This window comes from Rhizobium sp. 2MFCol3.1, assembly GCF_000377565.1.
In the GTDB taxonomy this organism is placed as follows: Bacteria; Pseudomonadota; Alphaproteobacteria; order Rhizobiales; family Rhizobiaceae; genus Rhizobium.
In genome coordinates, this window is record NZ_KB898366.1 from 41,897 (window position 1) to 67,818 (window position 25,922).

A 25,922-nucleotide genomic window follows, 5' to 3' on the forward strand; every position below is an offset into this window, starting at 1 on the left:
GGCGTGCCGTCGGTCTTGTGTGATATGTCCCGACGTCGCTCTTAACTTGAGTAATGCGATCCAGTATTGTAGCTTTCCCTCGCCTTGTACGAACCCACGGAAATTTCACGCGTCCGTGGCTGCAACGACACTCTCGGTGTTGACGTCACAGACCTAACCTGAAACTGAAAGTCAACTTTTGACTGGATGGGTGAGTGTGATGACGCGATTGTTCTTGTTTGCAATGGGTGCGGTGTTCACCGTTTTGTTGGGGCTTGCGCCTGCAATCACATGGGCGGCGGAAGCCACGACCTATCCGATCACCATCAAGCATGCGTTCGGAACAACCGTGATCACCAAGAAGCCCGAACGTATCGCAACGGTCGAGTGGGCAAACCATGAGGTGCCGCTGGCACTCGGAATCGTTCCCGTCGGTATGGCACGGGCCAATTTCGGTGACGACGACGACGACGGCGTGCTGCCCTGGAACACGGCGAAGCTGAAGGAACTGCATGCCGAGACGCCCGTGTTGTTCGACGAAGGCGACGGTATCGATTTCGAGGCAGTCGCGGCCACCAAGCCAGACGTGATCCTTGCCGCTTATTCCGGCATGAGCCAGGCTGACTATGAGACGCTGAGCCAGATCGCGCCCGTTGTCGCCTATCCGGAGGCGCCTTATTCGACCGATTGGCGGGAAACGATACGGATGGACAGCGCCGGAATGGGTATGGCCGCGGAAGGCGAGGCACTGATCGCGAAGATCGAAGGTGAGATCGCGCAGACTGTGGCCGGCCATCCCGAACTTAAAGGGAAATCGGCGATGTTCATTACCCATCTCAACGCGACGGATCTGAGCATCGTCAACTTCTATACGACCAACGATACGCGGGTGAAGTATTTTGCCGATCTTGGGCTGACGTCGCCCAAGAGCGTCGTCGAAGCCTCGCAACCGGGCAAGTTCTCTGGCTCGGTCAGTGCTGAACATGTCGACAGTTTCGACGATGTCGATATTCTCGTGACCTATGGTGGACAGAAACTCCTGGATGCGCTGGATGCCAGCCCGCTGCTATCAAAGATGCCTGCCGTCGCCAACGGCTCGCTCGTGATGCTGGGCAATAATCCGGTCGGCAATGCTGCAAACCCGACGCCGCTGTCGGTATCCTGGGTGCTGAAGGATTATGTCGCTCTGCTGTCCGAGGCTGCCAAGAAGTCGGCCAGCAAATCGAAATGAGTGTCGCAGCCGTAAAATCGGACAACCGAGGTATCGGCGTGATCGCGCGCTCGAATGGCGTGCGCGGTCTCTGGCTGCTTGGCCTCCTTCTGATGCTTGCTCTGCTTTGCGTCCTGTCTATCACCATCGGTGCTCGCGACGTGGGCTTGGTGGATATCGTCGCGGCCCTAAAGGGTGACACGCAAACGATCGGGCAGGCGGCGGTCGCTCTGCGTATTCCGCGCACGCTGCTTGCGGTGCTGGCCGGTGCCGGCCTCGGCCTCGCCGGCGCGATCATGCAGGGCGTCACCCGCAATCCACTTGCCGATCCCGGCATCCTCGGCGTCAATATGGGCGCCTCGCTTGCCGTGGTTATCGGCGTGGCCTGGTTCAACATGGACTCGGCCGACGCCTATATCTGGACGGCAATTCTGGGTGCGGGCGCCGCTGCTCTCTTTGTCTACACCATCGGATCGCTCGGACGCGGCGGGGCAACACCTTTGAAGCTCGCGCTCGCCGGAGCTGCGACCTCCGTGGCATTTTCGGCCATGGTGATTGCGGTCGTATTGCCGCGCGGCGATATTGCCGGTGGCATCCGCTCCTGGCAGATCGGTGGCGTCGGTGGCGCAACGTTTGAACGCGTCCTTCCCGTGCTACCGTTCCTCGCAGTGGGTTTTGCGATCAGCCTTTTGTCCGCGCGCAAGCTGAATTCGCTGGCGCTTGGCGATGAGTTGGCCGCCGGGCTCGGAGAAAGGGTTGCCGCCGCGCGAGCAATCGCCTCGCTGGGTGCCATCCTGCTATGCGGCGCCATCACCGCGGTCTGCGGCCCAATCGGCTTTCTCGGGCTGGTGGTGCCGCATCTGTGCCGGCTGCTGATCGGCGTCGATCACCGTTGGCTTCTGCCGTTCTCGGCGGTTGGTGGCGCTTGCCTGCTGACACTTGCGGATGTCGCGGGGCGCATCGTTGCCAGGCCTTCCGAAATCGATGTCGGCATCGTCACCGCACTCATCGGCGCACCATTCTTCATCTGGATCGTCAGACGCCAGCGGGTGCGGGAACTATGACCATCATGACTTCCACTCTCGATTTGATCATTTCCGCTCGGCAGCACCGTTCACGTCGCCATGCCATGGTTGTGGCAATGCTTCTGACAATCGTCGTTGCCCTTTTTGTCCTGACGCTGACGCTTGGGCAATCCTACACGCCGATTTCCGATGTCGTCAGGGTCTTGATGGGTGACGATGTTGCCGGCGCCAGCTTCACCGTCGGCCAGTTGCGGCTGCCAAGGGCGGTTGTCGCCATATTGGCTGGCTTGAGTTTCGGGCTCGGCGGCGTCGCCTTCCAGACGATGCTGCGCAATCCGCTGGCAAGTGCCGATATCATCGGGATTACATCAGGCGCGAGTGCCGCCGCTGTCTTTGCCATCGTCGTCCTGGCAATGAAAGGTACGTCGGTTTCCGTGTTGGCGGTTGCGGCTGGCCTCGGTGTCGCCGTTCTGGTCTATGCGCTATCGTTTCGAAACGGCGTGTCGGGAACGCGCCTGATCCTTATCGGCATCGGCGTTTCGGCCATGCTGGAAAGCGTCATCGCCTATATTCTTTCGTTCGCGCCGTCATGGACGCTGCAGGAGGCCATGCGCTGGTTGACCGGCAGTCTGAATGGGGCCCAATTCGGCCAGGCCTTGCCATTGCTGCTGGCGCTCGTGATCTTCGGTGGCCTATTGCTCAGCCGGGCGCGTGATCTCGATGCATTGCGTATGGGCGATGATATGGCCGCGGCCCTCGGTGTCCGGATTTCGGCAACCCGAATGCTTGTCATCATCGCAGCCGTCGGCATGATCGCTTCAGCGACAGCCGTCACCGGACCCATCGCCTTCGTCGCCTTCCTGTCCGGTCCCATCGCGGCCCGCATCATCGGCGCCAGTGGGTCGCTGCTGATCCCGTCGGCGCTGATCGGTGCGATTCTTGTGCTCGGCGGAGACTACGTCGGCCAGTTCCTGTTGCCGAGCCGCTACCCCGTCGGTGTGGTTACAGGCGCTCTCGGCGCTCCCTACCTTATTTACCTGATCATACGCGTCAACCGCAGTGGAGGCTCGCTATGACTGCGCATACCCTCAACGCCAGCCAGATTTCGGCCGGCTATGGCGATAACGAAGTGCTTCATGGCCTCGACCTTGCCGTGCCGCCTGGGCGGATCACCGCGATCGTCGGCGCCAATGCCTGCGGCAAGTCAACCTTGCTCCGCGCCATGTCCAGGCTGCTGTTTCCCCGCGAGGGCCAAGTGCTGCTCGATGGCAAATCGATCCATCGGACCGCGCCACGTCAACTCGCGCGCACGCTCGGGCTGCTACCCCAGCAGCCGATCGCCCCTGAAGGCATTACCGTTTCTGACCTCGTCGGCCGCGGCCGGCATCCACATCAAAGCCTGTTTTCGCGCTGGACGAAAAGCGACGATGAAGCCGTGGAAAGCGCGCTCACCGCGACCAGGACAGCAGACCTCGCGGAGCGGTCGGTGGACGAGCTTTCCGGTGGACAGCGCCAACGTGTATGGATCGCCATGGCGCTTGCTCAGCAAACGGACATCCTGCTGCTAGACGAGCCGACAACCTTCCTTGACATCAGCCATCAGGTCGAGGTTCTCGATCTTCTGACCGATCTCAATCGGGAGCGCGGCACGACTGTCATCATGGTGCTCCATGATCTCAACCTCGCCGCGCGCTATGCGGATTATCTGGTCGCCATGCGCGATGGGCGAGTGGAGGTTAAGGGCGCGCCGGAGGAGGTCTTGACGCAGGCGACGGTCCGGCACGTTTTCGGTCTCGAAAGCGAGATCATTACCGACCCCGTCTCCGACCGGCCGATGATGCTACCGATCGGCCGGCATCGCCTCGCCGAGCGCAAGAGCCAGGCGCAACGCGCATGAGCACGGGTCTTGAATTCCAGCTTTCGGGCATAGCATATCCGCAGGACCCGGCGCATATGCTCGACGAGATATGCGAACATTTCGTCGAACATTCCGAGGTGCTGAGAAACGCCGACCGTGCCGTGTTGAAAAGCCCATTCGGAACGGCCAGCATCCACCTTCAAGATCAGAGACTGCTGATCGATCTGAACTGCCCGTCGGAACACAGCCTACAGATGGTCCGCACGAGCCTCGCCGAGCATCTGTTTTATTTCGCCGGCGAGACGGAATTTGACCTCACATGGTCGCAGCCCGTTTCGGCAGCGTTGCTGCCGAACCTGCATGAAGTCATGGTGACCGGGGCCGAAGATGTCACGCCTCACATGCGGCGGGTCAAGGTAAGCTGTGCCGACGTTACCCCTTTCATCGGCGGCGACATGCATGTCCGCATCCTCGTGCCGCCGAGGGGACGGCAGCCGGTTTGGCCCCGCTATCGAACGGATGGCCGCATTGCATGGCCCGACGGTGAGGATGAGCTTCTCGTGCGTGCCTATACGATCCGCGCGGTCGATGTCGAACGTCAAGAACTATGGATCGACTTCTTCCAGCATCCGATGCCGGGTGTCGCGACACCAGGCGCGGACTTTGCCCGCAATTGCCAGATTGGCGATCGGCTTGGCTTGCTCGGTCCGGGCAGCGGCGGTCTGCCGGTGTCCTCTCGAATGCTGCTCGTCGGCGACGAAAGCGCTTTGCCGGGAATTGCCCGCATCGTCGCCGAAGTTGCGCCTGGGACGGATATCGAGGCAATCATCGAAGTGGAAGATAGTCGCGAGGAGCAGCCGCTGCCGACCGAAGGCACGCTGACGGTGCGCTGGCTGCATCGCAGACGCTATGCTTCGGGCGCGAACGGTGTTTTAGCAGATCAGGCCAAGGCCGCGATTGCCGCCTCGGATCCCGACACCTTTGTCTGGGTTGCCTGCGAGAAGGACGACGCCAGGTCGGTGCGCAGCTTCCTCAAGAGCCGAAAGCATGACCGAAAGTCGATGTATGTTGCTTGGTACTGGGAGTGGGATGCGGGTACCGCGATCTAGGGGGATCCTTGGGTTCCCGGTCGTGGATCGAGGTTGCGCCAATCGAGCAGCCTTTCCACTTGCCGTGTAGCATTGCAGGGAGTCACCCATGGCTGTCGCCATCTCGCGATGCCGGCAGGGGTCGCGCTGCCATGGCAATCGGCCCTGCGGAAGCGGCTACCGGAGCAGCGGCGGGATTTCGGAGACGGTGGGCTCGAAACTTCCGTGCTCGATCAGCTCGAACATCCTGGTCAACATTGCCGGGACGTCCTGGCGGACCATTTCGATGTTGTCGCCTAAGAGGGCGACGAGAGGGTCGTAGTCGAAGCAGCCGAGGGCGAATTCCTGTTCGCTGACAGGTCCGGCAAGCCGCAACCAGCGCAGCACGCCTTCAAGCGTAATCGTCGAATTGACGAACATGCCTCTGGAGAAGGGCAGGCCGCTGGCGGCGCGCTCCTGGAGTGCGCTTTGCGCCTTTTCAGGGGCGTAACCACAGGCGATGACCCTGTCGTCCTCAAGGTCGATGCCATGATCCGCATGTGCCTGGCGAAACCCCCTTAAGCGCTCCATCGTGTTGTGATCGCCGCCGCGGCCGCCAACGAACATCAGCGGCTCCATGGCGCCAAATCGTTGATGGCAACTGACGAGAATTCTCCGCGTCAGCTCGCGGGCACCCGCGAAATTGTCGGAAATGACGGAAGGCGCGAGTTTGCCTGGGAGATCGAGGTTGATGGTGCGCACGCCGGCGGCGGCGCAAAGCTCGGTGATCCTGTCGGGGTCGGTAGCACCTGTCGCGATCACGCAATCCACCTGATACGAAAGCATCGTTCGGGCGGCCTCGATCTCAAGCGCGGGGTCGCGTCGCGTGCAGGTGATGAGTGGGAAGAGGCCCTTGTCACGCGCCATGGTCTCGAAGAGCTCGACGATCGAGCCGAAATACCGGTTGTCGTACTTGGGAACGATCATGCCGATGATGTGCGACTTCTCGCGGCGCAGGAGACTTGCCTGCATGTTGAGCGCGTAACCTTGCTCCTCGGCGATGCGCGTTATCTTCTCGGCAAGCTGTTTGCTGATGCGACGCTTTTTCCAGTTTCCGTTCAAGACAGCGCTGACCGCGCTCGCGGAGGTGCCCGCGAGTTCGGCAAGGTCGTAGATCGTCGTTCGCTTCTGCTGCCTGTCCAGACTCAAAATTCTCATCTCCTGTATCGGGCGCTAACTTGACATCAAACGAGAGAAGTGGCAAATCTTGCTTCATCGATTGAGCAAGTGCGCTCAATCGATGATACGTGTCAGCTAGGAGGCTGGCACCGGGAGGTGATTTCGCAGCTATTGGTGGTCCTCTTTGCCGTGCGGCTCTCGTCGAGCTGCGGCTTGGGGCAATGACGCATGGCGCGTCAGGCCGATGTTGCGGCAATGGCCGAACCTTGCCGTTGGTCAATTAAGGAGGAGAACATGACCTATCGCAAACTTTCCCTGATGTCGGCGACCATGCTGATGGCGCTCGGGGGAGCAGCATTCGCCCAGGAAGCGTCCACGGTGGCGTTCCTGATGCCCGATCAGGCGTCGACCCGCTATGAGCAGCACGATTTTCCGGGCTTCAAGGCCGAAATGGAAAAGCTGTGCGCCAAGTGCACCGTCGTCTACCAGAACGCCAATGGCGATGCATCGCTGCAGCAGCAACAGTTCAACTCGGTGATTGCGCAGGGCGCCAAGGTCGTGGTCCTCGATCCGGTCGATTCCGCCGCCGCCGCTGGCCTCGTGGAACTCGCGCAGTCCCAGGACGTCAAGGTCATCGCCTATGACCGTCCGATCCCCGACAAGCCTGCCGATTTCTACGTCTCCTTCGACAATGAAGGTATCGGCTACGCGATTGCCAAGTCGCTCGTCGAGCATCTGAAGAAGGCAGGCGTGCCTGACGGCGCCGGCGTGCTTGAGATCAATGGTTCGCCGACAGACGCGGCCGCCGGCCTCATTCGCGACGGCATCCATCGCGGCCTGAAGGAATCCAAGTACAAGACGCTTGCTGAATTCGACACGCCGGAATGGGCGCCGCCGAAAGCGCAGGAATGGGCTGCCGGCCAGATCACGCGCTTCGGCGCCGAGATCAAGGGCGTGGTTGCCGCCAATGACGGCACCGGCGGCGGCGCAATCGCCGCCTTCAAGGCAGCGGGCGTCAACCCCGTTCCGCCGGTCACCGGCAACGATGCGACGATCGCGGCACTGCAGCTCATCATCTCGGGCGACCAGTACAACACGATCTCCAAGCCTTCCGAGATCGTGGCGGCCGCGGCCGCACAGGTGGCGGTCCAGCTCATCAAGGGCGAGAAGCCGGAAGCCAAGACGACGCTCTACAACACGCCGTCGCAGCTCTTCATCCCTGCTGTCGTCACCGCTGAAAACATCAAGGCGGAAATCTTCGACAAGAAGATCCAGACGGCTGAGCAGATTTGCACCGGCGAATATGCCGAGGGCTGCAAGAAGCTCGGCATCGGCAACTAAAAGCCGATCCGCCATTCCGGCCGCACCGCGTGCGGCCGGTTTCTCAAGGACGTACAAAGGCCTTCAGCCATGAGCACCACAGCAAGCAATGTACCGGAGCGCGGGCAGCCCATCCTGCGACTGCGAAACGTGTCGAAGAATTTCGGTGCCGTCTCGGCGCTGACCGATATAGAACTGGACGTCAAGGCGGGCGAAGTCGTGGCCCTGGTGGGAGACAACGGCGCCGGCAAGTCGACCCTGGTCAAGGTTCTGGCGGGCGTTCACCAGCCATCTTCCGGCTCGATCGAATTCTGCGGCCAGAGTGTCTCGCTCGACAGCCCCGGCAAGGCGCTGGAGCTCGGCATCGCCACGGTGTTCCAGGATCTGGCGCTCTGCGAAAACCTCGACGTCGTCGCCAACCTGTTCCTCGGGCATGAACTTTCGCCCTGGGCGCTCGACGAGGTGGCGATGGAGGTCCGCGCCTGGACGCTGCTTCGGGAGCTGGCCGCGCGCATACCATCCGTCAGAGAGCCGATCGCCTCGCTCTCCGGCGGCCAACGCCAGACGGTTGCCATCGCAAGGTCGCTGCTGCTCAATCCGAAGATCATCATGCTCGACGAGCCGACCGCCGCACTCGGCGTCGCGCAGACCGCCGAGGTGCTCAATCTCATCGAGCGGGTTCGTGATCGCGGCCTTGGCGTGATCATCATCAGCCACAACATGGAAGACGTGCGCGCCGTCGCCGATCGCATCGTCGTATTGCGGTTGGGCCGGAACAACGGCGTCTTCACGCCAGATGCCTCCAACCAGGAACTCGTCGCCTCGATCACGGGTGCCACGGAAAATTCCGTCTCGCGCCGTATCGAGCGCAAGACAGGCACGGCGCAGGAACACAGCGGGAGACCGGCATGAGCCAGAAACCATCCGATACAACACTCGCACCCGCCACGACGCTCGATCGCAGCGACGAACGCGTTCGCCACGACGACAGCATGATGGCGATGGTCGGGGCCTTCATCGATCGCGTCAAATCCGGCGATCTCGGCATGCTTCCGGTCGCGGTCGGGCTGATCGTCATCTCGACTGTCTTCTCGCTGCTCAATCCGGTGTTTCTCGCGCCGAACAATCTCGTCAACCTGCTCTTCGATTGCGCGACCGTCGGGATCATTTCGCTCGGCATCGTCTGCGTGCTGATGCTTGGCGAAATCGACCTTTCCGTCGGCTCGATGAGCGGCTTGTCATCCGCCATTCTCGGCGTGCTCTGGGTGAACAACGGCGTTCCGTTCGTCGTCGCGATCATCGCGGCCATCGCCGCCGGCGCGGTCATCGGAACAGTCTACGCCGTGCTCTACAACCGGTTGGGAATGCCAAGCTTCGTGGCCACGCTCGCCGGCTTGCTCGCGCTGCTCGGCATGCAGCTCTATATCCTGGGTCCCAGCGGCAGCATCAACCTTCCATATGCTTCCCCGCTGGTCCGCTTCGGCCAGATCCTGGTGATGCCCGATTGGCTGTCCTATCTGCTGGCCTTGGTTCCGGGCGCGGTGATCATCGCCAAGGGCGTGCGGACACGCCAGCAGCGCGCTGCCGTCAACCTGTCCTCGCAACCCTTTGCCGCAACTGCGATCAAGGCCGTCGTGTTGACCGCGGCACTCGAATTCGCGGTCTATTATCTCAACCTCGGTCGCGGCATTCCGTGGATGTTCGGCCTGTTCGTCGCCATCGCGGTGGTCCTGAACTACGGGTTGACGCGCACCCAATGGGGACGCTCGATGTTCGCCGTCGGCGGCAATCGCGAAGCCGCACGGCGCGCCGGCATCAATGTTCGCCGCATCTATCTGAGCGCCTTCGTGCTTTGCTCGACACTCGCGACTATCGGCGGCATTCTGTCGGCATCGCGTCTTGCCTCGTCGAGCCAGCAGGCCGGCACGGGTGACGTCAACCTCAATGCCATCGCCGCCGCCGTGATCGGCGGGACGAGCCTCTTCGGCGGCCGTGGCAGCGCCTATTCCGCGCTGCTCGGGATCATCGTCATCCAGGCGATTTCCAACGGCCTGACCCTGCTCAACCTCAGCTCTTCATTGCGCTACATGATCACGGGCGGCGTTCTCGCCATTGCCGTCATCGTCGATTCGCTCGCCCGCCGTTCCCGCGTCAGCCACGGACGCGCCTGATCAAACTTCAAGGAGTAAATTCATGACCGACCTCATGAAAGGCAAAGTTGCCGCCATCACCGGTTCGGCGTCCGGCATTGGCCTCGAATGCGCCCGCACACTGCACGCCGAAGGCGCGACGGTTGTTCTGATCGACCGCGCCAAGGACAAGTTGGATGAAATCTGCCGGGAATTCGGCGAGCGCGCATTCCCTCTGGTCGTCGATCTTCTCGACGGCAAGCAGCTCTCGGGCATCCTTCCCAGGATTATGGAGATCGCCGGCAGGCTCGACATCTTCCACGCCAATGCCGGCGCCTATATCGGCGGGCAGGTCGCGCAAGGCGATCCCGATGCCTGGGACAGGATGCTGAACCTCAACATCAACGCCGCCTTCCGCTCCGTTCATGCCGTCTTGCCACACATGATCGCCCAGAAGTCGGGCGACATCCTGTTCACCAGCTCGATCGCCGGTGTCGTTCCTGTTGTCTGGGAGCCGATCTACACCGCCTCGAAATTCGCGGTGCAGGCGTTCGTGCATTCGACACGCCGCCAGGTGGCGCAGCACGGCGTGCGCGTCGGCGCCGTCCTGCCGGGTCCGGTCGTCACCGCGCTGCTCGATGATTGGCCGAAGGCGAAGATGGAGGAAGCGCTTGCCAACGGCAGCCTGATGCAGCCCAAGGAAGTCGCAGACTGCGTGCTCTTCATGCTCTCGCGGCCCCGCAACGTCACCATCCGCGACCTCGTAATCCTCCCGAATAGCGTCGACCTCTAAAAAATCGTGGTCTCCGCGCGTTGCGCGGGCATCAGCCATTCATGCCAGAAAGATGAGAGACCATGAGCGACGAAGTCCAAACACCGCGCTACGTGATCGGCGTTGACGTCGGCACCGGAAGCGCTCGCGCGGGGGTGTTCGATCTCGGCGGACGGATGCTTTCTTCCGCCAAGCGCGACATCTCGCTCTACCGCGAGGCCGGATCGATCGTCGAGCAGTCGAGCAACGAGATCTGGCAGGCGGTGTGCGAGGCCGTGCGTCAGTCCGTTCACGATGCCGCCGTAACCCGAGAAGCCGTTGTCGGATTGGGCTTCGACGCCACATGCTCGCTCGTCGTTCTCGGCGATCAGGGCAAGCCCTTGCCCGTCGGCCCCTCCAAAGACCCGGAACGCAACATCATCGTCTGGATGGATCACCGTGCGGTTTCCCAGGCGGAGCGGATCAATGCGCTCGGCCACGAGGTCCTGCGCTATGTCGGCGGCCGTATCTCTCCGGAGATGGAGACGCCCAAGCTGCTGTGGCTGAAAGAGAACCGGCAGGAGGTATTCGATGCGGCGTGGCAATTCTTCGATCTCGCCGATTTCCTGACCTGGCGCGCCACGGGCGACCTCTCGCGCTCCACCTGCACCGTGACCTGCAAGTGGACCTATCTCGCGCATGAGAAGCGCTGGGATCCGACATATTTCGAAGAGATCGGCCTCGGCGCGTTGGCGGATGACGGCTTTGCCCGTATCGGCCAGGCGATCGTCGAACCGGGCTCGGCGCTTGGCGGCGGCCTGACGCAGGCGGCGGCAGCGGAACTTGGGCTGTTACCTGGGACGGCAGTCGCGGCAGGATTGATCGACGCCCACGCCGGCGGGATCGGGACGGTCGGCTTTGGCGACGGGCCGACGGCAAACCTCGGCTATGTCTTCGGCACCTCATCCTGCACGATGACATCGACCGTCGAACCTGGCTTCGTGCAGGGCGTTTGGGGGCCTTACTATTCGGCGATGGTTCCCGGGCTTTGGCTCAACGAAGGCGGGCAGAGTGCTGCGGGTGCTGCGATCGAACAGCTTCTTTCATTTCATCCTGCAGCCGTTGAGGCCACGCGGATCGCAAAAGACAAGGGCCAATCGCTCCCCGTCATGCTTGCCGACCTTGCTGGCAGCGCGGCAGGCGCCGATGCCACCTCGCTCGTGACAGGTCTTCACGTCGTCCCTGAATTCCTGGGCAACCGCGCACCTCTCGCCGACCCGCACGCTCGCGCGCTGATCGCAGGCCTCGGCATGGAGCGCGATATCGACAGCCTCGTCCGGCTCTATGTGGCCGGCCTCTATGGCATCGGCTATGGTCTCAGGCAGATCATCGACGCGCAGGCGGAGGCGGGCGTCGAGATCGATACCGTCGTCATCAGCGGCGGGGCTGGACAGCAGGCCTTCGTTCGCCAGCTTCTGGCGGACGCTTGTGGCAAACCCATCGTCGCAACTTCGGCCGATGAGCCGGTATTGTTGGGCGCTGCGATTCTCGGCGCGGTCGCCAGCGGCAGTTACAGCGATGTACGCGAAGCGATGACCAAGCTGACGATGGTTGATGGGACGTTCACGCCGTCAGCGGGGGAGACCGCCGATGTTCACCGGAGAAGATATGACGCTTTCAAGTCGCTACAGCAGCTGGGCCAGCAAATGCGCGACTACTGATCCGTTGCCACAAGGCTAAAGGTCCGGAATGCTGCCAGCACCCGGCGATTCCATTCCATGTCGAGTGATGCTCGTCGGCTTCGACCATCCGACTGGCATAACGGCTTCGAACACGACCCCGAAGAAGCGGCAGGGGTTCGGATCCGCCCGTTGACCGAGCTGCCTAGAGCGGCAAACAGATGGTGGCGACCCACTCGCCGTTTCTATCGATCGGCCGGGTGGCTGCCGACGGCAACACCGCCGGGCCAACTTCACCTCCCGGAAATTCGCTGGGGCCTTTCGACCCCAGCGTTTTTGCTTCCATCACTGACGCGAGGTCAGATCGTCAGGTAATTCGGCATTGTGGTAGTTGCGGTAGATATCGCGCAGTACCTTGTTGTCGAAGTTGGTCTTAACCCACTGGTCGAGCCAACCCTTCAAAGCCGTCTCGACCTTGGGGATGCCGATGCCGAGATTGGTTTCCTTCTGGGTAAACTTCACCTGCAGCGGATTTGCGGTCATCTTCTTGTTGATGCCGTTGATGACGGCGACTGGCTGGACATCGACCTGGCCGGAGACGACGGATGTGATCAGCGTCGCATCGTCCTCATCGATCGTGACCGTCTGGTCGAAGATCGGGTGGTCATGGCTGGCGACGGCAACGACATCATCGGCAACAAGCGGGAATGATTCGAAACTGCCGCTGTCCCGCGTCGTCTGCGTCAACGGGCCGAAGACGAGGTCGAGGTTCTTCTCCAAGAGACCGCGGATCAGGACATCGTTCATGCCTACCGCGAGCTCGAGCGTGACCGCCGGCGCCTGTCGGATGAGCTCAGCAGTGATCGGGGGAAGCATGTACTCCGCCGCGGTCATTGAATGCGATGCCCGACTCGTCGGGATGTCCTCTCCAGTGTAACGGATCTCGCCTACAATATCAGCCGCCGCCATGCTGGTCATCTCGCCCACCTTGAGACTGCGGCAACGGGAAAATATCATGACGCCGCGGTCTGTTTGTCACGCAATGCCCCTCGTCAGCTTGCCCGGCGCAATAGCGAGAGAGAGGGTCTGCGTTCGACGGTCGTGGAACACAATAGTGCAAACTTTTCCTATCCCGGAGCCAAGCGGCGGACGTCGTAGCGGCTCATGATCAATGGCGTTGCTACTCGCGAATGCGTCACCCGATGCGAGGTCAGAACTGAGACATAGGGACTTTCGTCATACTGACTGATATGATCTGGCCGGAGTCGCACTGAGGCATCGTCTCTGTGCCGGCCATCACTCGATACTCGCCTGGGGGTAGGCCATTCAAGTCTAGAAAAGCATCAAAACCTGACCACAAATAGGCTCTATCTTGCAGCGCGCCAGCAACATCAGGCCTCATCTGCCTAATCCGTCCACCGTCAAAAGCGAACGACTTTGCTTCCGAAGAAAGGACTATCCGTAGGCGCTCCAGTCTGAGGGTGGAAAGCCCGTGGACCGCAGGGGACGCCCAGCCCATAATCCGTACTGGGGCGTCCCGATCAACTACGATCGGCACCCCATTGAATCGCTCGCTCGCCCACAATGAGGCCGGCATATCGCACTGCGAAAATCACCGCGCGCGTCATCCTCATCGCAGATGTTTATGACGGTGGCGAACCGGTTAAATGGAAGGTCCGACGGCGCCATCCCCATGCCGCAGAAGTGGTAATCGTTGACCGAAAAGCCGCGCTGGTAGTTACCCGCGCTAGCGCCGTTTCATAGACGGTGGAAGCAACGGGTTCTATCGAAATGGCTAGCGACCTCGCTACCCACACGACGTAGATGACGAAAAAGTACAGTCGCAGCGACGGCTCAAGGCTAGCCGCAAAATCGCCAAAGTACGAAGCGCGAACCGCAAGTGACACGGCACCGAAACGAGTGAAACGCCGCCATACTTAGATTATTGAATTTGCTGGAGCGGGTGAAGGGGATCAAACCACTGTCGTCAGCTTGGGAAGCTGAGCATCTCCAGGCTGAGATCTTGTCCTGCCGCTTTTGCCCGCCTTTCGACAAGCTCAGCCTGCTTCATGATCTGGATCGGTAAACAGAACGCCGACGCCACCTGCCATGCTCAGCGTCGCCGCCTGAGCGGCTGCCGCCCCCGCGCGGACAATGGAAAAGGCAAGCGCTGTCGACAAGGAAGGGTGGCTATACTTCGACGGCTAGCCAAGTTCTTGTTGATGGCATTAAGAAAGTGACTCTTCTGTCCTAGAGGTAACGTAAAGCTGCTACGGCAGCCTCGTTGGGCATTGGTCACCTGTCGCGCGGGCTCCGATGCGAGAATCGCTCGGTAGCCACTTCAACGGTTTGACCTGTTTGGACAAGCTGCCGCCGGTTCAGATCCCTTTAAGAACCCAGGATATGTCTTGAGCGAGTTAACGCGCGTTGTCGTCTTTCGGCCGATGCCGTTGATCATCGACATTACTCGCCGAACACGGCGGCGCCATAGTCGGTGGCTCCATGTAAGATATGAATGATGATTACTTTTCCGGTTTCGACACGGTAGAAGATCAGGTAGTTCCCATGAACGCGGCGACGAACATGATGGTGCTCGTAGCGCGGAACGAGGGCGAAGCTATTTGGACGATCAACGAGACCCTCACATTTGCTCCGCAGCTCCCGAATAAATGACAGGGCACGCAGTGGATTGTGCTCAGCAACATAATCCGCGATCTGCTCAAGATCGCTTTCCGCTTCGCTGGAAAACTCCAGGATCATGCTGATTTTTCGGCTTTGTCAGCCATAGCACGATATTTAGCCTCGAGACGGTCGAAGACATCGCTTGCCGGCTTCGTTCGGCCGGCGTCCGCATCGGAAATTCCGCGCATGATGGAAACATCAAGTGCGGTGAGGCGTGTCTCGCGATCCTGGACCAGTCGCACACCTTCACGCAGGACTTCGCTTTTTGAGCCATAGCGGCCCGTGTCGACGAGTTGCTGGATATAGTTTTCGAGCTGTTTTCCCAGATCGGCACTGATCATGTGGTCCTCCATCTAATTCAATGGAGACAAGATAGGTCTTTTATCAACTATTATCAAGAACGATGAGCGTGGTCTCCCGCCAGGCACCGGCCATCCCCGCTTCGGCAATCTGCCTGAGTACAGACGTCCGATAATAGTCTTGGGCCGCGCGCGGTACCTGTTCATCTTCAACGGGACATTGTCAGGTAAACCAGTTAGGTTATCAGAGGAAAATTCGCTTCTGCTGCTTCAAAGCAGCGGAACCGCTAATGCATTGGCTGCCCTCAGCCCGTTAGGTTTCCGTGTTATCCTAGAACCGATGACAGAAATTCGCGCGTCCGCTCCCTTTGGGGTGCGCCGAATATTTCCTCGGGCGCGCCCTGTTCGCAGATCCGCCCCTTGTCGAAAAAGCAGACCCGATCCGAAACTTCCCGAGCAAAACGCATTTCATGGGTGACGAGCAGCATCGTCAGGTCGTGCTCATGCGCAAGGCCGCGGATGACCGAGAGCACTTCGCCAACGAGTTGCGGATCGAGCGCCGAGGTCGGCTCATCGAAGAGAAGCACCCGCGGGCGCATTGCCAGCGCGCGGGCGATCGCCACGCGCTGCTGCTGTCCGCCGGAGAGCTGCGAGGGATAAAAGTCTTTCTTGTCGGCGAGACCCACCATATCAAGCAGTTGTAGCGCCCGCGCTTCCGCTTCTGCGCGCGCAATACCCAGCACCCGCAGCGGCGCTTCGACGACGTTGCGCAGAACCGTCATGTGGGGGAAAAGATTGAAGCTCTGGAACACCATCCCAACATGGTTGCGGATCTGGCGCAGGTGGCTTTCCGTGGCCTTGAAAGGGCCTTTGCCGTTCGGTTCATGATAGGACATGTTCTGTAACGTCAGCTTTCCATCCTGAAACGGTTCGAGTGTCATCAGGATGCGCAGGACGGTCGATTTCCCCGACCCGGACGGTCCGATCAGTGTCACCTTCTCGCCCTTCCGGACAATGAAATTGAAGTCGTCGAGCACCGTCAGGTGGCCGAAGCGCTTGGCGACGTTGGAAAACTGGATGATGGGCGGATTGTTGTTCTCAGTCATCGCAAGGGGATTCCTGCTTTTGGGAGAGCTTTCTGCAGCCGGTGGAGACCGGCCGAGCAGATCAGCGTCAGGAGGAGGAAGATCAGGCCGACAAGCGTCAGCGGCACGAGATATTCGAAGGTGCGTTCGCCGATCATGTTGGCAAGGCCCATCATTTCCATGACGGTGACAACGGAAAGGACCGGCGTTTCCTTGATCATGGCGACGAGATAATTGCCCATGGCCGGGACGATCCGCGGGATGGCCTGCGGAATGATGATGTCGCGGTAGGCCTGCATGCGCGTCAGATTGAGCGCCGTTGCCGCTTCCCACTGGCCGCGGGCCACGGCCTCGATGCCGCCGCGATAGACCTCGGATGTGTAGGCGGCATATTGCAGGCCAAGGGCGATGGCGCCCGTCAGGAAGGCCGGAAGCACGACGCCGAAGTCGGGCAGCACGTAATAGAGAAAGAACAGCTGCACCAGAAGAGGCGTATCGCGCAGGAACTCAACGACGAAGGCGGTAGCCCAGGAGATCGCGATCACGCGGCTGCGGCGCAGCAGCGCGAAGACGAGGCCGAGCATGAGCGCGATGGCAAAGCCTGCCGCCGCTGCCTTCAACGTCACGGTCAGGCCGATCAGGATGATCGGCAGGATCGAGCTTGTATAGGTGAGCCAGGTCGTCGTATCCCATTCGTATCCATACATCATGTGGTCATATCCTCACGAACGGGGCATCTGCGGAAAGGCATGTCCGCGCCGCACGAAACGCTCGATCAGCCGGATCGCCACCATCAGCACCAGCGACATGGCGAAGTAGCAGAGGAGCGTGATCGAATAGATGCTCGCGCTATCCAGCGTGATGTTGCGGATCGACTGGGCCGCGAAAGTGAGATCGGCAATCGATATCAGCGACACGAGCGAGGAGAGCTTGAGCGTCTCGATCGCTAGATTGCCGAAGGCCGGCATCATCTCGACGATCGCCTGCGGCAGCGAGATGCGAAACAGCGTCTGGAAGCGGCTGAAATTCAAGGCGCGGGCGGCCTCCAGCTGCTGCACCGACACGGATGACAGCGCCCCGCGCACAATCTCTGCGCCATATCCGCCGGCGTGGGCCGCCAGCACCAGGATTCCGGTGGTGATCGGATCGAAGCTCAGGCCGACCAGCGGCAGCGCGTAGTAAAACCAGAAAAGCTGAACGAAGAGCGAGGTGCCGCGGAACACCTCTGTGTAACACAGCGCGACAGCCGAGAGGACCGGTCCTCCCTCGACGCGCAGGATGCCGAAAATAAAAGCGAGCATCGCGCCGACGGCAATCGACGCCAGTGTGATCGTCATCGTGATGAATGCGCCATGCCAAAGCATCGGCAGGTAGGCTGTCCAGTTCATACGGAAGTCTCCTGAGCGTTAGGAGCGGCGCCCGACCGATGGGATCGGGCGCCTTCTGCCGTTACTTGCCGGCGCAGAGGTCATCGACCTTCTTGTCGGCGGCTGCAGCGATACTCTGCTCGGAAAGGCCGTACTTGGTGAGGATCGCCTTGTACTCATCCGTCGTGCGGAACTTGACGAGCGCGGCGTTGAAGGCGTCGCGCAGTTCCTTGTCTTCCGGGCGGAAGGCAAAGCCACCATAATTGCGAACCGGCGCATCCTTGACGATCGGGTCCGTGAACGGCGCGACCTGCTCGACCTGGGCCTGGCCCTTGGCGAGCGCCGCGACAGTCAGTTCGGTCGCCGCATAGGCGTCGGTACGGCTCTGCACGGTCGGGATAGCATCGGCATTGGCCGGAATGAAGACGATCTGCTCATCCTTGACACCGACGGCGCGCAGGAAGTCAACATTGTTGGCGCCGGAGACGACGGCCACCGTCAGCGACGGGTCGTTGGCGATGTCGGCATAGGTCTTCAGGCCCTTCGGATTGCCCTTTTTGACGAGCAGGCCTTCACCATAGGACGAGTTTGGCTCGGTGAAGGCGACCTGCTTGCAGCGCTCCGGCGAGATGTTCTGCTCGGCCGCGGCAAAGTCGAAGCGCTTTGCCTTGAGGCCCGGAATCAGCGTGCCGAACGGCGTCACCGTCCAGTTGATCTCCTCAATCCCCATGGATTTCAACACGGCGCTGGCGACATCGGGACCGATGCCGGCAGAGGTGCCGTCGGGCTGCATGTAGGAATAGGGCACTTCATTGGCGGTCGCGGCGCGGATGTAACCCTGCTCCTTGACCTCTGAGAGCGTAAGCGCGCTGGCGGACGTTACGCCCACCATCAGTGCAAGGGCGGAAAGGCCGGCGATTGTCTTGATTGGCATGCGAATTCTCCTCTGGTTAGGGTTTTGCTGTCCGTTTTCGGATCTCGCGGGGTCTCTTGGGTTAGGTCTCCTCCGTGATCGTCGCGATCACGGAAAGGCAGTCGCCGGCCTTGATCAGGCCGGGTACGTGGCGAGCCGCGAGCACGCCATCCATGGCGGCGCGGTACTCGATTGGCGCAATGCCGGTTTTGCCGACAGAGTAGACGCGGGCGATGACCTCGCCTGTCCTGACCGGGTCGCCGAGATCGGCGGCGAAGGCGATCAGTCCCTCATCCTGCGCAAAAGTGAAGCAGTCGCTCGATGGCATATCCAACCAACGAGTGGGCACGGCATTCGGTTCACCCGAAAGGATCCCGGCATGCCGCAGCAGGTTGAGGCTGCCCTTGCGGGCAATCTCGATCGACCGCGCCGTGGCCGTCCCGGCACCGCCGAGTTCGGTGGTGACGAAGACCTTGCCCATTTCCTCGACCGTCGTATCGAGCATGCCGACCGCATCGATCTCCAGCATCTTCATCGAAAACGGTGCCGCGAAGGCGGCGACGGCATCGAAGCAGCGCGCTTCCTGGTCTTTGTCCGGCAGCTCGTGGGCCGCGGCATAGGGCAGGAAATCCAATGTCCTGCCGCCGGAATGGAAGTCGAGCACGATATCGGCGAGCGGTATCAGATGGCGCGTGACGTAGTCGGCGATCTTCTCCGTCACCGTTCCATCCGAGCGGCCCGGAAAGCTGCGGTTCAGATTTCCCCGATCGATCGGCGAGGTCCGTGTGCCGGCACGAAACGCAGGATAATTGAGCGCCGGCACGATGATGACGCGTCCGTTGATCGCGGCGGGATCTAGCGTTTGCGCCAGTTCGAAGAGTGCCGCGGGCCCCTCATATTCGTCGCCATGGTTTGCACCGGTCAGCAGCGCGGTCGGCCCTTCGCAGTTGGCAATGACGCAGATCGGAATCATAACCGAGCCCCAGGCGCTGTCATCGCGGCTATAGGGCAGGCGCAGATGCCCGTGCTGGACGCCCTTGCCGTCGAAATCGACAGTAGGGGTGATCGGCGAGGGACGGAGCGCAGCGCTGGTCAGCATTGCCTCACCCCTTCACGAAAAGCTGTCGCGGCACATTCGATAGGCATTCGACGCCGGTTTCGGTGATCGCGATGCTTTCGGTGATCTCCAGCCCCATATCCTCAAGCCAGAGACCGGTCATGAAATGGAAGGTCATGCCGGGCTTCAGTTCCGTCCGGTCGCCGGGCCGCAGGCTCATGGTGCGCTCGCCCCAGTCCGGTGGATAGGAGAGCCCTATGGGGTAGCCCGTGCGATTGTCCTTGATGATCCCGTATTTCTTCAGCACGGCAAAGAAGGCGTTGGCGATGTCCTCGCAGCTGTTGCCCGGCTTGGCTGCGGCAAGCCCGGCTTCCATGCCTTCCAGCGTCGCCTTTTCGGCATCGAGAAATGCCTGCGTCGGGTTGCCGAGAAAAACGGTGCGCGACAGCGGGCAGTGATAACGCTTGTAGGCGCCGGCGATCTCGAAGAACGTGCCCTCGCCGATGCGCATCGGCTTGTCGTCCCAGGTGAGGTGGGGCGCGGAAGCGTCGGCGCCCGACGGCAGAAGCGGTACGATTGCCGGGTAATCGCCGCCGAACTCCGGCGTTCCCCTGATTGCCGCATCATAGATCTCGGCAACGAGATCGCATTTGCGCATGCCGGGTTCGACGACCTCGACGATGCGCTTGTGCATCAGCTCGACGATCTTGCCCGCCTTGCGCATATAGTCGAGTTCGGTCGGGCTCTTGACGGCGCGCTGCCAGTTGACGAGGCCGGCTGCGTCCTTGAAGCGGGCGTTCGGCAGGTTCCTCTGCAACGAGGCATAGGCTGCCGCCGAGAAATAGTAATTGTCCATCTCGACGCCGACGGTCAGCCCCGACCATTTGCGCTCGTCGATGATCTGCGAGAGCAGATCCATCGGGTGTCGCTCGGTCGATTGCACATAGTGGTCCGGGTAGCCGATGATATTGTCATGATGCAGGTATGCGGTGCGCTTGGCGCCGTTGGCATCCTGCTTGCGGCCATACCAGATCGGCTCCCCTGATGGCGGCACCAGAACGCATTGATGCACATAGAAGGACCAGCCATCGTAGCCGGAGAGCCAGTGCATGTTGGACGGGTCGGTGACGACAAGCAGGTCGATCCCGGCCTTTTCCATGGCATGACGGGTCTTGGACAGACGCTCGGCATACTCCTCACGCGTAAAGTTCAGCGTCACGCTCACGCGGCATCTCCCATTTCTCTTTTGTTTTCGATTGTCTGACCTCTGCCTGCCGCTGTCGCGCGGCTGACGGCCAGATTGGCGATCGCGGTGTCCTGCACACCGGTCCCGGTCAGGTCGGCAAAGGTTATGTCCCCGGCGCTGACGCGGCCCTTCGCTGTGCCGGCGATGACCGCACCAAGCTCGGCAAATTGCTGCTCCGGCGTCGCCGAACCCGCTTTGATGGCGTGGTGCAGTTCGCCAAGGATGCGGGTCTGTGACAGGCGGTCGGCAATGTAGGTGGCCCGGGCGAAGACGGCGGGATCAATCTCGTTCTTGTGTTCGGAATCCGAACCCATCGCCGTCAAATGCTGGCCGGGTTCCAGCCAATCGGCCATCAGGATGGGCTCTTCGGCCGGTGTGGTGGTGACGACGATGTCGCTGCCGCGCATCGCCTCGCGCGGATCGGAGAAGGCGGTAAAGTCGATGCCGAATTGCCGCGCGCATTCGGCCGCGAGCTTTTCCGCCTTTGCATGATCGCGCGCCCAGATGCGTGCCGATTTGATCGGGCGCACCAGCGTCAGTGCCGAGAGCTGCAGCTGCGCCTGCATGCCGGCACCGAAGATCGTGGCGACCGACGCCTCTTTGCGCGACAGATGCCGGGCGGCGACCGCACCGGCTGCGGCGGTGCGCACGTCGGTCAGATAGCCGTTGTCGAGAAGCAGGGCTTCGACCAGGCCCGTTTTGGCGCTGAACAGGATCATCAACCCGTTGAGGCTGGGCAGGCCGAGCTTCGGATTGTCGAAGAAGCCGGGACTGACCTTGATCGCGAAGCCATCGAAACCCGGCACATAGGCCGTCTTGACGTCGACTTCACCGCGGAATTCGGGAATGTCGAGCCGCAGGATCGGCGGCATCGCCACCGGCTGCGTCGCAAGCGCCAGGAAGGCCTGCTCGACGCAGTCGACAGCCGAGATATCAAGGCTGACGACGGCGCGCAGGTCCCTTTCCGTCAGGATGCGAATGCGGCTCATGCAGCACCTCCCTCGATGATATTCCGGTGAACCCTGGCGTCGATATTGCCGCCCGAGAGGATCACGGCTGTGGGGCCAGTGAGTTCGACTTTGCCGGCAAGAATAGCGGCAATGCCGACCGCTCCGGCGCCCTCGACGATCTCGCCTTCTTCATGCGAGGCATGGCGGATTCCCGCGGCGATCTCGTCTTCGGTCAGCAGGACGATCTCGTCGAGCAGATTGCGGCAGAGCGGGAAGGTCACCCGGTTCGAAAGGCCGATGCCGCCGCCAAGCGAATCCGCCAGCGTCTCCTCTTCGCGCACCGCGACGGGCCTGCCGGCGGCAATCGATGCATGCATGGCGGCGCCACGCTCCATCGAGATGCCGACGATCCGCGCCTGCGGCCTCAGCGCCTTGACCGCGACAGCGATGCCGCCCGCCAATCCGCCACCAGACAGGGGGATGAGAACGGTCGCGAGATCGGGCAGATCCTCGACGATTTCGAGGCCGATCGTGCCCTGACCGGCAACGACGTCAGCGTGATCGAACGGCGGGATCGGCGTCAGGCCGCGGCTTTCGACAAGCCGCTCGACCTCATCCTGCGCATCATCCTGCGACACGCCGACGATGCGGATTTCGGCGCCGAGCGCCCTGATGGCCTCGACCTTGTTGGCCGGTACCATCGATGACATGCAGATCGTTGCGGGGATACCGAGCGCGCGTGCCGCATAGGCGACGGCGCGGCCGTGATTGCCGGTCGAGGCGGTGGCAAGGCCGTGCTCGCGGGCCGCACGGTCGAGCGCGAGAATGGCATTCGTCGCGCCGCGCAGCTTAAAGGCGCCGGTCGGCTGGTGGGTCTCGAGCTTCAGATGAATGGGTTGACGAGCCCGCTTGGAAAGCGAAGCGGAGTGAACGAGTGGCGTGCGTGTCACACGACCACGGATGCGATCGGCAGCGCGCTCGATATCAGCCAGACTGACTGGCGGCATCTCGTTTTCTATTGATCTCGGCTCGCTCTTCATGATTGTCATGTTGGGAGCGAAGTAAAATCATGTCAATTATTATATTGTAATGATTCAATGATTGCCCTGAACCGGACATCAGCCGATGGAGCCGACGTCATAGACGGGCGGCAGCTGCTCGAAGGCTTGGCGCACTGTTGTCAGCGCTTTCCGAAGTGTCGGTTGGCTCACCCGACCGCCAAGGCAGATCCGGATGCCGCCGCCGTGGCCGGGTCCCGCAATGAATGGCTCCGACGGCGTGACGGCGACATTCTGGTTGGCAAGCGAGCGCACCAGGCCATCTTCCGTCCAGTGATGCGGCACCTTCAACCATGCGCAGAGCGACAACGGGTGGCTGGAGGCGAAATGGCTGCCGAGGATCTCGGCGGCGATGCCTTGGCGCGCGCGCGCTTCCTCGCGCTGTATCGCCAGCAATTCCTGCGCCGTCCCGTTCTCGACCCAGCGCGTGGCGATCTCGGCGGTCAGATAGGTGCCGCTCCAGCTCGATACCCGCAGGATGGAAGCCGCGCGGATCGAATAGGCGGGCGGAACGACGAGGTAGCCGACCCGCAGGCCAGTGAGCACCGTCTTGGTGAAGCTTGTAGCGAAGAAGCCGAGATCGGGCAGCATCTCAGTGATCGAGGGCAGGTCCTCCTCGATCATCGGTCTGTAAACCTCATCCTCGATGACGAAGATGCCGTAACGCTGTGCAATCTCGGCAATCGCGCGCCTCCGCTCTGCACCGGCAACGTGGCTGGTCGGGTTGTTGAGCGTCGGAATGAGCACCAGCGCCCTGACACTGCCCAAGGCGCAAGCCGCTTCCAGCGCATCGGGCAAGATACCCTCAGCATCTGTCGGCAACCCCTTCAGGCTGAAGCCGAGGATGTTTGAGAGCCCGATGATGCCGTGATCCGTGAGGTTCTCGCACAGCACGACATCGCCGGAGCGGATGATGCAGCTCAGGGCGAGGAAGATGCTGTGTGCCGCCCCGTTGGTGACGAGGATGCGCTCGGCGCCGGCGCTGACGCCCATCGGCTGCAGCCAGAGCCGCGCCGTTTCGCGATGCCGGTCGAGCCCAGCGATCGGCCGGCAAGGGCGCATGAAGCTTGCGATATCGCTCTCGGCAAGCTCGCGAAAAATCTCGCGCGAAGCATCCTCGTGCGCATCGAGATAGACGGCGCGGATGATCGAGAGGTCGAGTATCTCGTTCTGGCTGTGGTCGAGCATCATCCGGCCCGCGCGGTCCGTCACGCGCGCCTTGACGAAGGTCCCGCGGCCGATCTCGCCACTCAGATAGCCGAGCCTCTCCGCTTCCTTGTAGGAGAGGCTGACGGTCTGAACTGACAGGCCGAGTTCGCGCGCCAGATCGCGATGCGTCGGCATCCGGTCCATTGGTTTGAGAATGCCGGAATCGATATCGGCGATGATCCGCTCGGTCAGAGCCGCATGCTTCGTCTCGCCCTTCTGCTTCGCCACGCTCGTCCGCCAGATAACCGGTTTTGTCGCGGGAGTCGGATCGGTAACGAAGGGATTGGCTTGGCGGCGCATGAATTGTCTCGTTTTTGAGGCGATAATTTCATGACATTATGCATGCTTCCTCTCAAAAGTTGAAGCCTTATGCATCGCGAGCCGCGATTGCCTCAGAAATAATCCAAAGACGCTGTTGCCAGGTGAGGTTTGTCTCGCCGGCAAACATGCTTTCCTCAGATCGTCTCGCCTGCCCGAACCAATTCGTCCATGACGGAGCGGACGGCGGATTCGGCGATGGCAACGATCTCATCGACTTCTTCTTTGGTCGTGACAAGCGGTGGTGCGAAACCCAAGATGTCGCCATGCGGCATGGCACGGGCGATAAGGCCGCGGCTGCGTGCGGCTTTGGAGATCCGGGCGCCGACAGTCAGGCCAGGCGCGAAACGTACCTTCTTTTCCCGGTCGGCCACAAATTCGATGGCCCCCATCAAGCCGACACCGCGGACTTCACCGACGATCGGAAGTTGAGCGAATTTGGCCTTTAGCTGCGCCTGGAAATAGGTGCCAACCGTGCGCGCATTGCCCGGTAGATCCTCTTTCTCGACGATGTCGAGAACGGCATTGGCCGCTGCTGCGCCAATAGGATGGCCGGAATAGGTGTAACCGTGCGAAAAAGCGCCGACGCGGTCGGCCGCTTCTTCCATCACCTTGTAGACCTTCTCGCCGACGATGGCCCCCGATAGCGGGAAGTAAGCCGAGGTGAGGCCTTTGGCGATGGTGATCAGGTCGGGTTCGATACCGTAGTGCTGCGATCCGAACATCGAGCCGGTCCGTCCAAAACCGGTGATGACTTCGTCGGCGATGAGCAGGATATCGTATTTTCGGAGGACTTTTTGCACGTCGTCCCAGTATCCTTGCGGCGGCGGGGTGATGCCGCCTGTGCCAAGCACGGGCTCGGCGATAAAGGCGCCGATCGTGTCGGGGTCTTCGCGCAGGATCAAGGCTTCGAGCTCATCGGCACGGCGCTGGGAAAATTCGACTTCCGTCTCGCCGGCTTCCGCGCCCCAATAGTGATGCGGCACGCCGGTGTGGAGGATGCCAGCACGCGGTAGGTCCATGTGGTCATGGTAAAAACTCATGCCGGTCATTGAACCGGAAACCACGCTGCAACCGTGATAGCCGCGTTCGCGGGAGATGATCTTCTTCTTGTTCGGCTTGCCGCGCAGGTTGTTGTAGTACCAGACAAGCTTAGCCTGCGTTTCGTTGGCATCGGAGCCCGACATGCCGTAGAAAACCTTGCTCATCTTGCCCGGTGCCATCTTCACCAGTCGATCGGAGAGGATCGCGAGCTCATCCGTCGTGTGAGCGGCGTAGGAATGGTAATAGGCGAGGCGATAGGCTTGGCGCGAGATGGCCTCGGCGACCTCGGTGCGGCCATAGCCGACATTGACGCAGTAGAGGCCGGCGAAACCGTCGATCAGCTGCGTGCCGTTGGCATCCTGGATGCGGATGCCCTTGCCGGTTTCGACGATCGTCGGATCGCCGAGCTTGCCGCTTGCGAAATCCTTGAGCTGCGTGAAGGGATGCAGGACCGAATTGCGGTCCATCGTGGCGATCTGGTTAACGTTGGTGGTCAT

At 61.3% G+C, this 25,922-nt stretch carries 24 protein-coding genes and 1 pseudogene; 11 read left to right on the forward strand and 14 right to left on the reverse strand.

All coding sequences use genetic code 11. From position 1 onward, the window contains the following. Window positions 1-223: 223 nt before the first annotated feature. Genes D460_RS0122845 through D460_RS0122865 form a run of 5 tightly spaced genes read left to right on the forward strand, consistent with a single transcriptional unit; the run spans window position 224 to window position 5,181 of the window. Window positions 224-1,210 carry an iron-siderophore ABC transporter substrate-binding protein gene (locus D460_RS0122845; RefSeq protein WP_018900921.1) on the forward strand — a complete coding sequence of 329 codons (987 nt, stop codon included), beginning with the start codon at window positions 224-226 and terminating at the stop codon, window positions 1,208-1,210. Next, entirely contained in the window at window positions 1,207-2,253 is a 1,047-nt protein-coding gene (locus tag D460_RS0122850) for an iron ABC transporter permease (RefSeq protein WP_018900922.1), read from the forward strand. Before D460_RS0122845 ends, D460_RS0122850 begins: the two co-directional genes overlap by 4 nt. Beyond that, window positions 2,250-3,290 (forward strand): iron chelate uptake ABC transporter family permease subunit, encoded by a 1,041-nt coding sequence (locus D460_RS0122855; protein ID WP_018900923.1) that lies wholly within the window; start codon window positions 2,250-2,252, stop codon window positions 3,288-3,290. The genes D460_RS0122850 and D460_RS0122855 overlap by 4 nt, the downstream gene beginning before the upstream one ends. Beyond that, window positions 3,287-4,111 carry an ABC transporter ATP-binding protein gene (locus tag D460_RS0122860; protein ID WP_018900924.1) on the forward strand — a complete coding sequence of 275 codons (825 nt, stop codon included), beginning with the start codon at window positions 3,287-3,289 and terminating at the stop codon, window positions 4,109-4,111. The genes D460_RS0122855 and D460_RS0122860 overlap by 4 nt, the downstream gene beginning before the upstream one ends. Further along, the gene (locus D460_RS0122865) at window positions 4,108-5,181 is read left to right on the forward strand and encodes a DUF2218 domain-containing protein (RefSeq protein ID WP_018900925.1); all 1,074 of its coding nucleotides are present in this window, start codon (window positions 4,108-4,110) and stop codon (window positions 5,179-5,181) included. The genes D460_RS0122860 and D460_RS0122865 overlap by 4 nt, the downstream gene beginning before the upstream one ends. Window positions 5,182-5,337: 156 nt before the next feature. On the opposite strand, the gene D460_RS0122870 is transcribed toward D460_RS0122865, so the two are convergent. Continuing rightward, window positions 5,338-6,348 (reverse strand): LacI family DNA-binding transcriptional regulator, encoded by a 1,011-nt coding sequence (locus D460_RS0122870; RefSeq protein WP_018900926.1) that lies wholly within the window; start codon window positions 6,346-6,348, stop codon window positions 5,338-5,340. A 264-nt stretch (window positions 6,349-6,612) separates the two neighbouring features. On the opposite strand from D460_RS0122870, the gene D460_RS0122875 reads away from it, so the two are divergent. The 6 genes and pseudogenes from D460_RS0122875 to D460_RS36840 form a co-directional block, all read left to right on the forward strand. After that, window positions 6,613-7,659 (forward strand): sugar ABC transporter substrate-binding protein, encoded by a 1,047-nt coding sequence (locus D460_RS0122875; protein WP_018900927.1) that lies wholly within the window; start codon window positions 6,613-6,615, stop codon window positions 7,657-7,659. A 69-nt stretch (window positions 7,660-7,728) separates the two neighbouring features. Further along, window positions 7,729-8,550 carry an ATP-binding cassette domain-containing protein gene (locus D460_RS0122880; RefSeq protein WP_018900928.1) on the forward strand — a complete coding sequence of 274 codons (822 nt, stop codon included), beginning with the start codon at window positions 7,729-7,731 and terminating at the stop codon, window positions 8,548-8,550. Beyond that, window positions 8,547-9,809 carry an ABC transporter permease gene (locus D460_RS0122885; RefSeq protein ID WP_018900929.1) on the forward strand — a complete coding sequence of 421 codons (1,263 nt, stop codon included), beginning with the start codon at window positions 8,547-8,549 and terminating at the stop codon, window positions 9,807-9,809. Before D460_RS0122880 ends, D460_RS0122885 begins: the two co-directional genes overlap by 4 nt. A 22-nt stretch (window positions 9,810-9,831) precedes the next feature. Further along, a complete protein-coding gene (locus D460_RS0122890; protein WP_018900930.1) occupies window positions 9,832-10,560 on the forward strand; it encodes an SDR family oxidoreductase in 729 nt (242 codons plus the stop codon). Window positions 10,561-10,622: 62 nt separating this feature from the next. Continuing rightward, the gene (locus tag D460_RS0122895; RefSeq protein WP_018900931.1) at window positions 10,623-12,239 is read left to right on the forward strand and encodes an FGGY-family carbohydrate kinase; all 1,617 of its coding nucleotides are present in this window, start codon (window positions 10,623-10,625) and stop codon (window positions 12,237-12,239) included. A gap of 73 nt (window positions 12,240-12,312) precedes the next feature. Continuing rightward, window positions 12,313-12,475: pseudogene (locus D460_RS36840) on the forward strand (MBL fold metallo-hydrolase); the annotation flags it as partial. A 67-nt stretch (window positions 12,476-12,542) separates the two neighbouring features. On the opposite strand, the gene D460_RS35340 reads toward D460_RS36840, so the two are convergent. The 13 genes from D460_RS35340 to D460_RS0122965 form a co-directional block, all read right to left on the reverse strand. Continuing rightward, window positions 12,543-13,214: a LysR substrate-binding domain-containing protein gene (locus tag D460_RS35340; protein ID WP_081619958.1), complete on the reverse strand. Its 672-nt coding sequence runs from the start codon at window positions 13,212-13,214 to the stop codon at window positions 12,543-12,545. Window positions 13,215-14,660: 1,446 nt separating this feature from the next. Further along, the gene (locus D460_RS0122910) at window positions 14,661-14,957 is read right to left on the reverse strand and encodes a type II toxin-antitoxin system RelE/ParE family toxin (RefSeq protein WP_018900934.1); all 297 of its coding nucleotides are present in this window, start codon (window positions 14,955-14,957) and stop codon (window positions 14,661-14,663) included. After that, a complete protein-coding gene (locus D460_RS0122915; RefSeq protein WP_018900935.1) occupies window positions 14,954-15,220 on the reverse strand; it encodes a type II toxin-antitoxin system ParD family antitoxin in 267 nt (88 codons plus the stop codon). Before D460_RS0122915 ends, D460_RS0122910 begins: the two co-directional genes overlap by 4 nt. Before the next feature lie 284 nt (window positions 15,221-15,504). Then, entirely contained in the window at window positions 15,505-16,284 is a 780-nt protein-coding gene (gene ehuA, locus D460_RS0122920; RefSeq protein ID WP_018900936.1) for an ectoine/hydroxyectoine ABC transporter ATP-binding protein EhuA, read from the reverse strand. Beyond that, a complete protein-coding gene (gene ehuD, locus D460_RS0122925) occupies window positions 16,281-16,973 on the reverse strand; it encodes an ectoine/hydroxyectoine ABC transporter permease subunit EhuD (protein WP_018900937.1) in 693 nt (230 codons plus the stop codon). The genes ehuA and ehuD overlap by 4 nt, the downstream gene beginning before the upstream one ends. Window positions 16,974-16,985: 12 nt before the next feature. Beyond that, window positions 16,986-17,651, reverse strand: coding sequence for an ectoine/hydroxyectoine ABC transporter permease subunit EhuC (gene ehuC / locus D460_RS0122930; RefSeq protein WP_018900938.1), 666 nt, complete (start codon window positions 17,649-17,651; stop codon window positions 16,986-16,988). A gap of 61 nt (window positions 17,652-17,712) precedes the next feature. Further along, complete coding sequence (gene ehuB / locus D460_RS0122935) at window positions 17,713-18,564, reverse strand: ectoine/hydroxyectoine ABC transporter substrate-binding protein EhuB (RefSeq protein ID WP_018900939.1); 852 nt, start codon at window positions 18,562-18,564, stop codon at window positions 17,713-17,715. A gap of 61 nt (window positions 18,565-18,625) precedes the next feature. Next, window positions 18,626-19,639 carry a N(2)-acetyl-L-2,4-diaminobutanoate deacetylase DoeB gene (doeB, locus tag D460_RS0122940; RefSeq protein ID WP_026283430.1) on the reverse strand — a complete coding sequence of 338 codons (1,014 nt, stop codon included), beginning with the start codon at window positions 19,637-19,639 and terminating at the stop codon, window positions 18,626-18,628. Between the two features lie 7 nt (window positions 19,640-19,646). Continuing rightward, entirely contained in the window at window positions 19,647-20,825 is a 1,179-nt protein-coding gene (gene doeA, locus D460_RS0122945; protein WP_018900941.1) for an ectoine hydrolase DoeA, read from the reverse strand. Beyond that, window positions 20,822-21,835 (reverse strand): ectoine utilization protein EutC, encoded by a 1,014-nt coding sequence (eutC, locus tag D460_RS0122950; protein WP_018900942.1) that lies wholly within the window; start codon window positions 21,833-21,835, stop codon window positions 20,822-20,824. Before eutC ends, doeA begins: the two co-directional genes overlap by 4 nt. Continuing rightward, window positions 21,832-22,845, reverse strand: a complete 1,014-nt coding sequence (gene eutB, locus D460_RS0122955) for a hydroxyectoine utilization dehydratase EutB (protein WP_026283431.1) — start codon at window positions 22,843-22,845, stop codon at window positions 21,832-21,834. The genes eutC and eutB overlap by 4 nt, the downstream gene beginning before the upstream one ends. Window positions 22,846-22,914: 69 nt before the next feature. Then, window positions 22,915-24,363 carry a PLP-dependent aminotransferase family protein gene (locus tag D460_RS0122960; RefSeq protein WP_018900944.1) on the reverse strand — a complete coding sequence of 483 codons (1,449 nt, stop codon included), beginning with the start codon at window positions 24,361-24,363 and terminating at the stop codon, window positions 22,915-22,917. Between the two features lie 155 nt (window positions 24,364-24,518). Next, complete coding sequence (locus D460_RS0122965; protein ID WP_018900945.1) at window positions 24,519-25,922, reverse strand: aspartate aminotransferase family protein; 1,404 nt, start codon at window positions 25,920-25,922, stop codon at window positions 24,519-24,521.

Excerpts from the sequence above, each read along its gene's own strand:
- D460_RS0122890 (WP_018900930.1), top strand. The coding sequence starts at position 9,832 with ATGACCGACCTCATGAAAGGCAAAGTTGCCGCCATCACCGGTTCGGCG.
- D460_RS35340 (WP_081619958.1), bottom strand. The coding sequence starts at position 13,214 with ATGATATTTTCCCGTTGCCGCAGTCTCAAGGTGGGCGAGATGACCAGC.
- D460_RS0122855 (WP_018900923.1), top strand. The coding sequence starts at position 2,250 with ATGACCATCATGACTTCCACTCTCGATTTGATCATTTCCGCTCGGCAG.
- D460_RS0122965 (WP_018900945.1), bottom strand. The coding sequence starts at position 25,922 with ATGACCACCAACGTTAACCAGATCGCCACGATGGACCGCAATTCGGTC.
- eutB (WP_026283431.1), bottom strand. The coding sequence starts at position 22,845 with ATGACAATCATGAAGAGCGAGCCGAGATCAATAGAAAACGAGATGCCG.
- D460_RS0122915 (WP_018900935.1), bottom strand. The coding sequence starts at position 15,220 with ATGATCAGTGCCGATCTGGGAAAACAGCTCGAAAACTATATCCAGCAA.
- ehuA (WP_018900936.1), bottom strand. The coding sequence starts at position 16,284 with ATGACTGAGAACAACAATCCGCCCATCATCCAGTTTTCCAACGTCGCC.
- D460_RS0122910 (WP_018900934.1), bottom strand. The coding sequence starts at position 14,957 with ATGATCCTGGAGTTTTCCAGCGAAGCGGAAAGCGATCTTGAGCAGATC.
- D460_RS0122875 (WP_018900927.1), top strand. The coding sequence starts at position 6,613 with ATGACCTATCGCAAACTTTCCCTGATGTCGGCGACCATGCTGATGGCG.
- D460_RS0122885 (WP_018900929.1), top strand. The coding sequence starts at position 8,547 with ATGAGCCAGAAACCATCCGATACAACACTCGCACCCGCCACGACGCTC.
- ehuD (WP_018900937.1), bottom strand. The coding sequence starts at position 16,973 with ATGATGTATGGATACGAATGGGATACGACGACCTGGCTCACCTATACA.
- eutC (WP_018900942.1), bottom strand. The coding sequence starts at position 21,835 with ATGAGCCGCATTCGCATCCTGACGGAAAGGGACCTGCGCGCCGTCGTC.
- D460_RS0122895 (WP_018900931.1), top strand. The coding sequence starts at position 10,623 with ATGAGCGACGAAGTCCAAACACCGCGCTACGTGATCGGCGTTGACGTC.
- ehuC (WP_018900938.1), bottom strand. The coding sequence starts at position 17,651 with ATGAACTGGACAGCCTACCTGCCGATGCTTTGGCATGGCGCATTCATC.
- D460_RS0122865 (WP_018900925.1), top strand. The coding sequence starts at position 4,108 with ATGAGCACGGGTCTTGAATTCCAGCTTTCGGGCATAGCATATCCGCAG.
- D460_RS0122960 (WP_018900944.1), bottom strand. The coding sequence starts at position 24,363 with ATGCGCCGCCAAGCCAATCCCTTCGTTACCGATCCGACTCCCGCGACA.
- D460_RS0122860 (WP_018900924.1), top strand. The coding sequence starts at position 3,287 with ATGACTGCGCATACCCTCAACGCCAGCCAGATTTCGGCCGGCTATGGC.
- D460_RS0122850 (WP_018900922.1), top strand. The coding sequence starts at position 1,207 with ATGAGTGTCGCAGCCGTAAAATCGGACAACCGAGGTATCGGCGTGATC.
- ehuB (WP_018900939.1), bottom strand. The coding sequence starts at position 18,564 with ATGCCAATCAAGACAATCGCCGGCCTTTCCGCCCTTGCACTGATGGTG.
- D460_RS0122845 (WP_018900921.1), top strand. The coding sequence starts at position 224 with ATGGGTGCGGTGTTCACCGTTTTGTTGGGGCTTGCGCCTGCAATCACA.
- D460_RS0122880 (WP_018900928.1), top strand. The coding sequence starts at position 7,729 with ATGAGCACCACAGCAAGCAATGTACCGGAGCGCGGGCAGCCCATCCTG.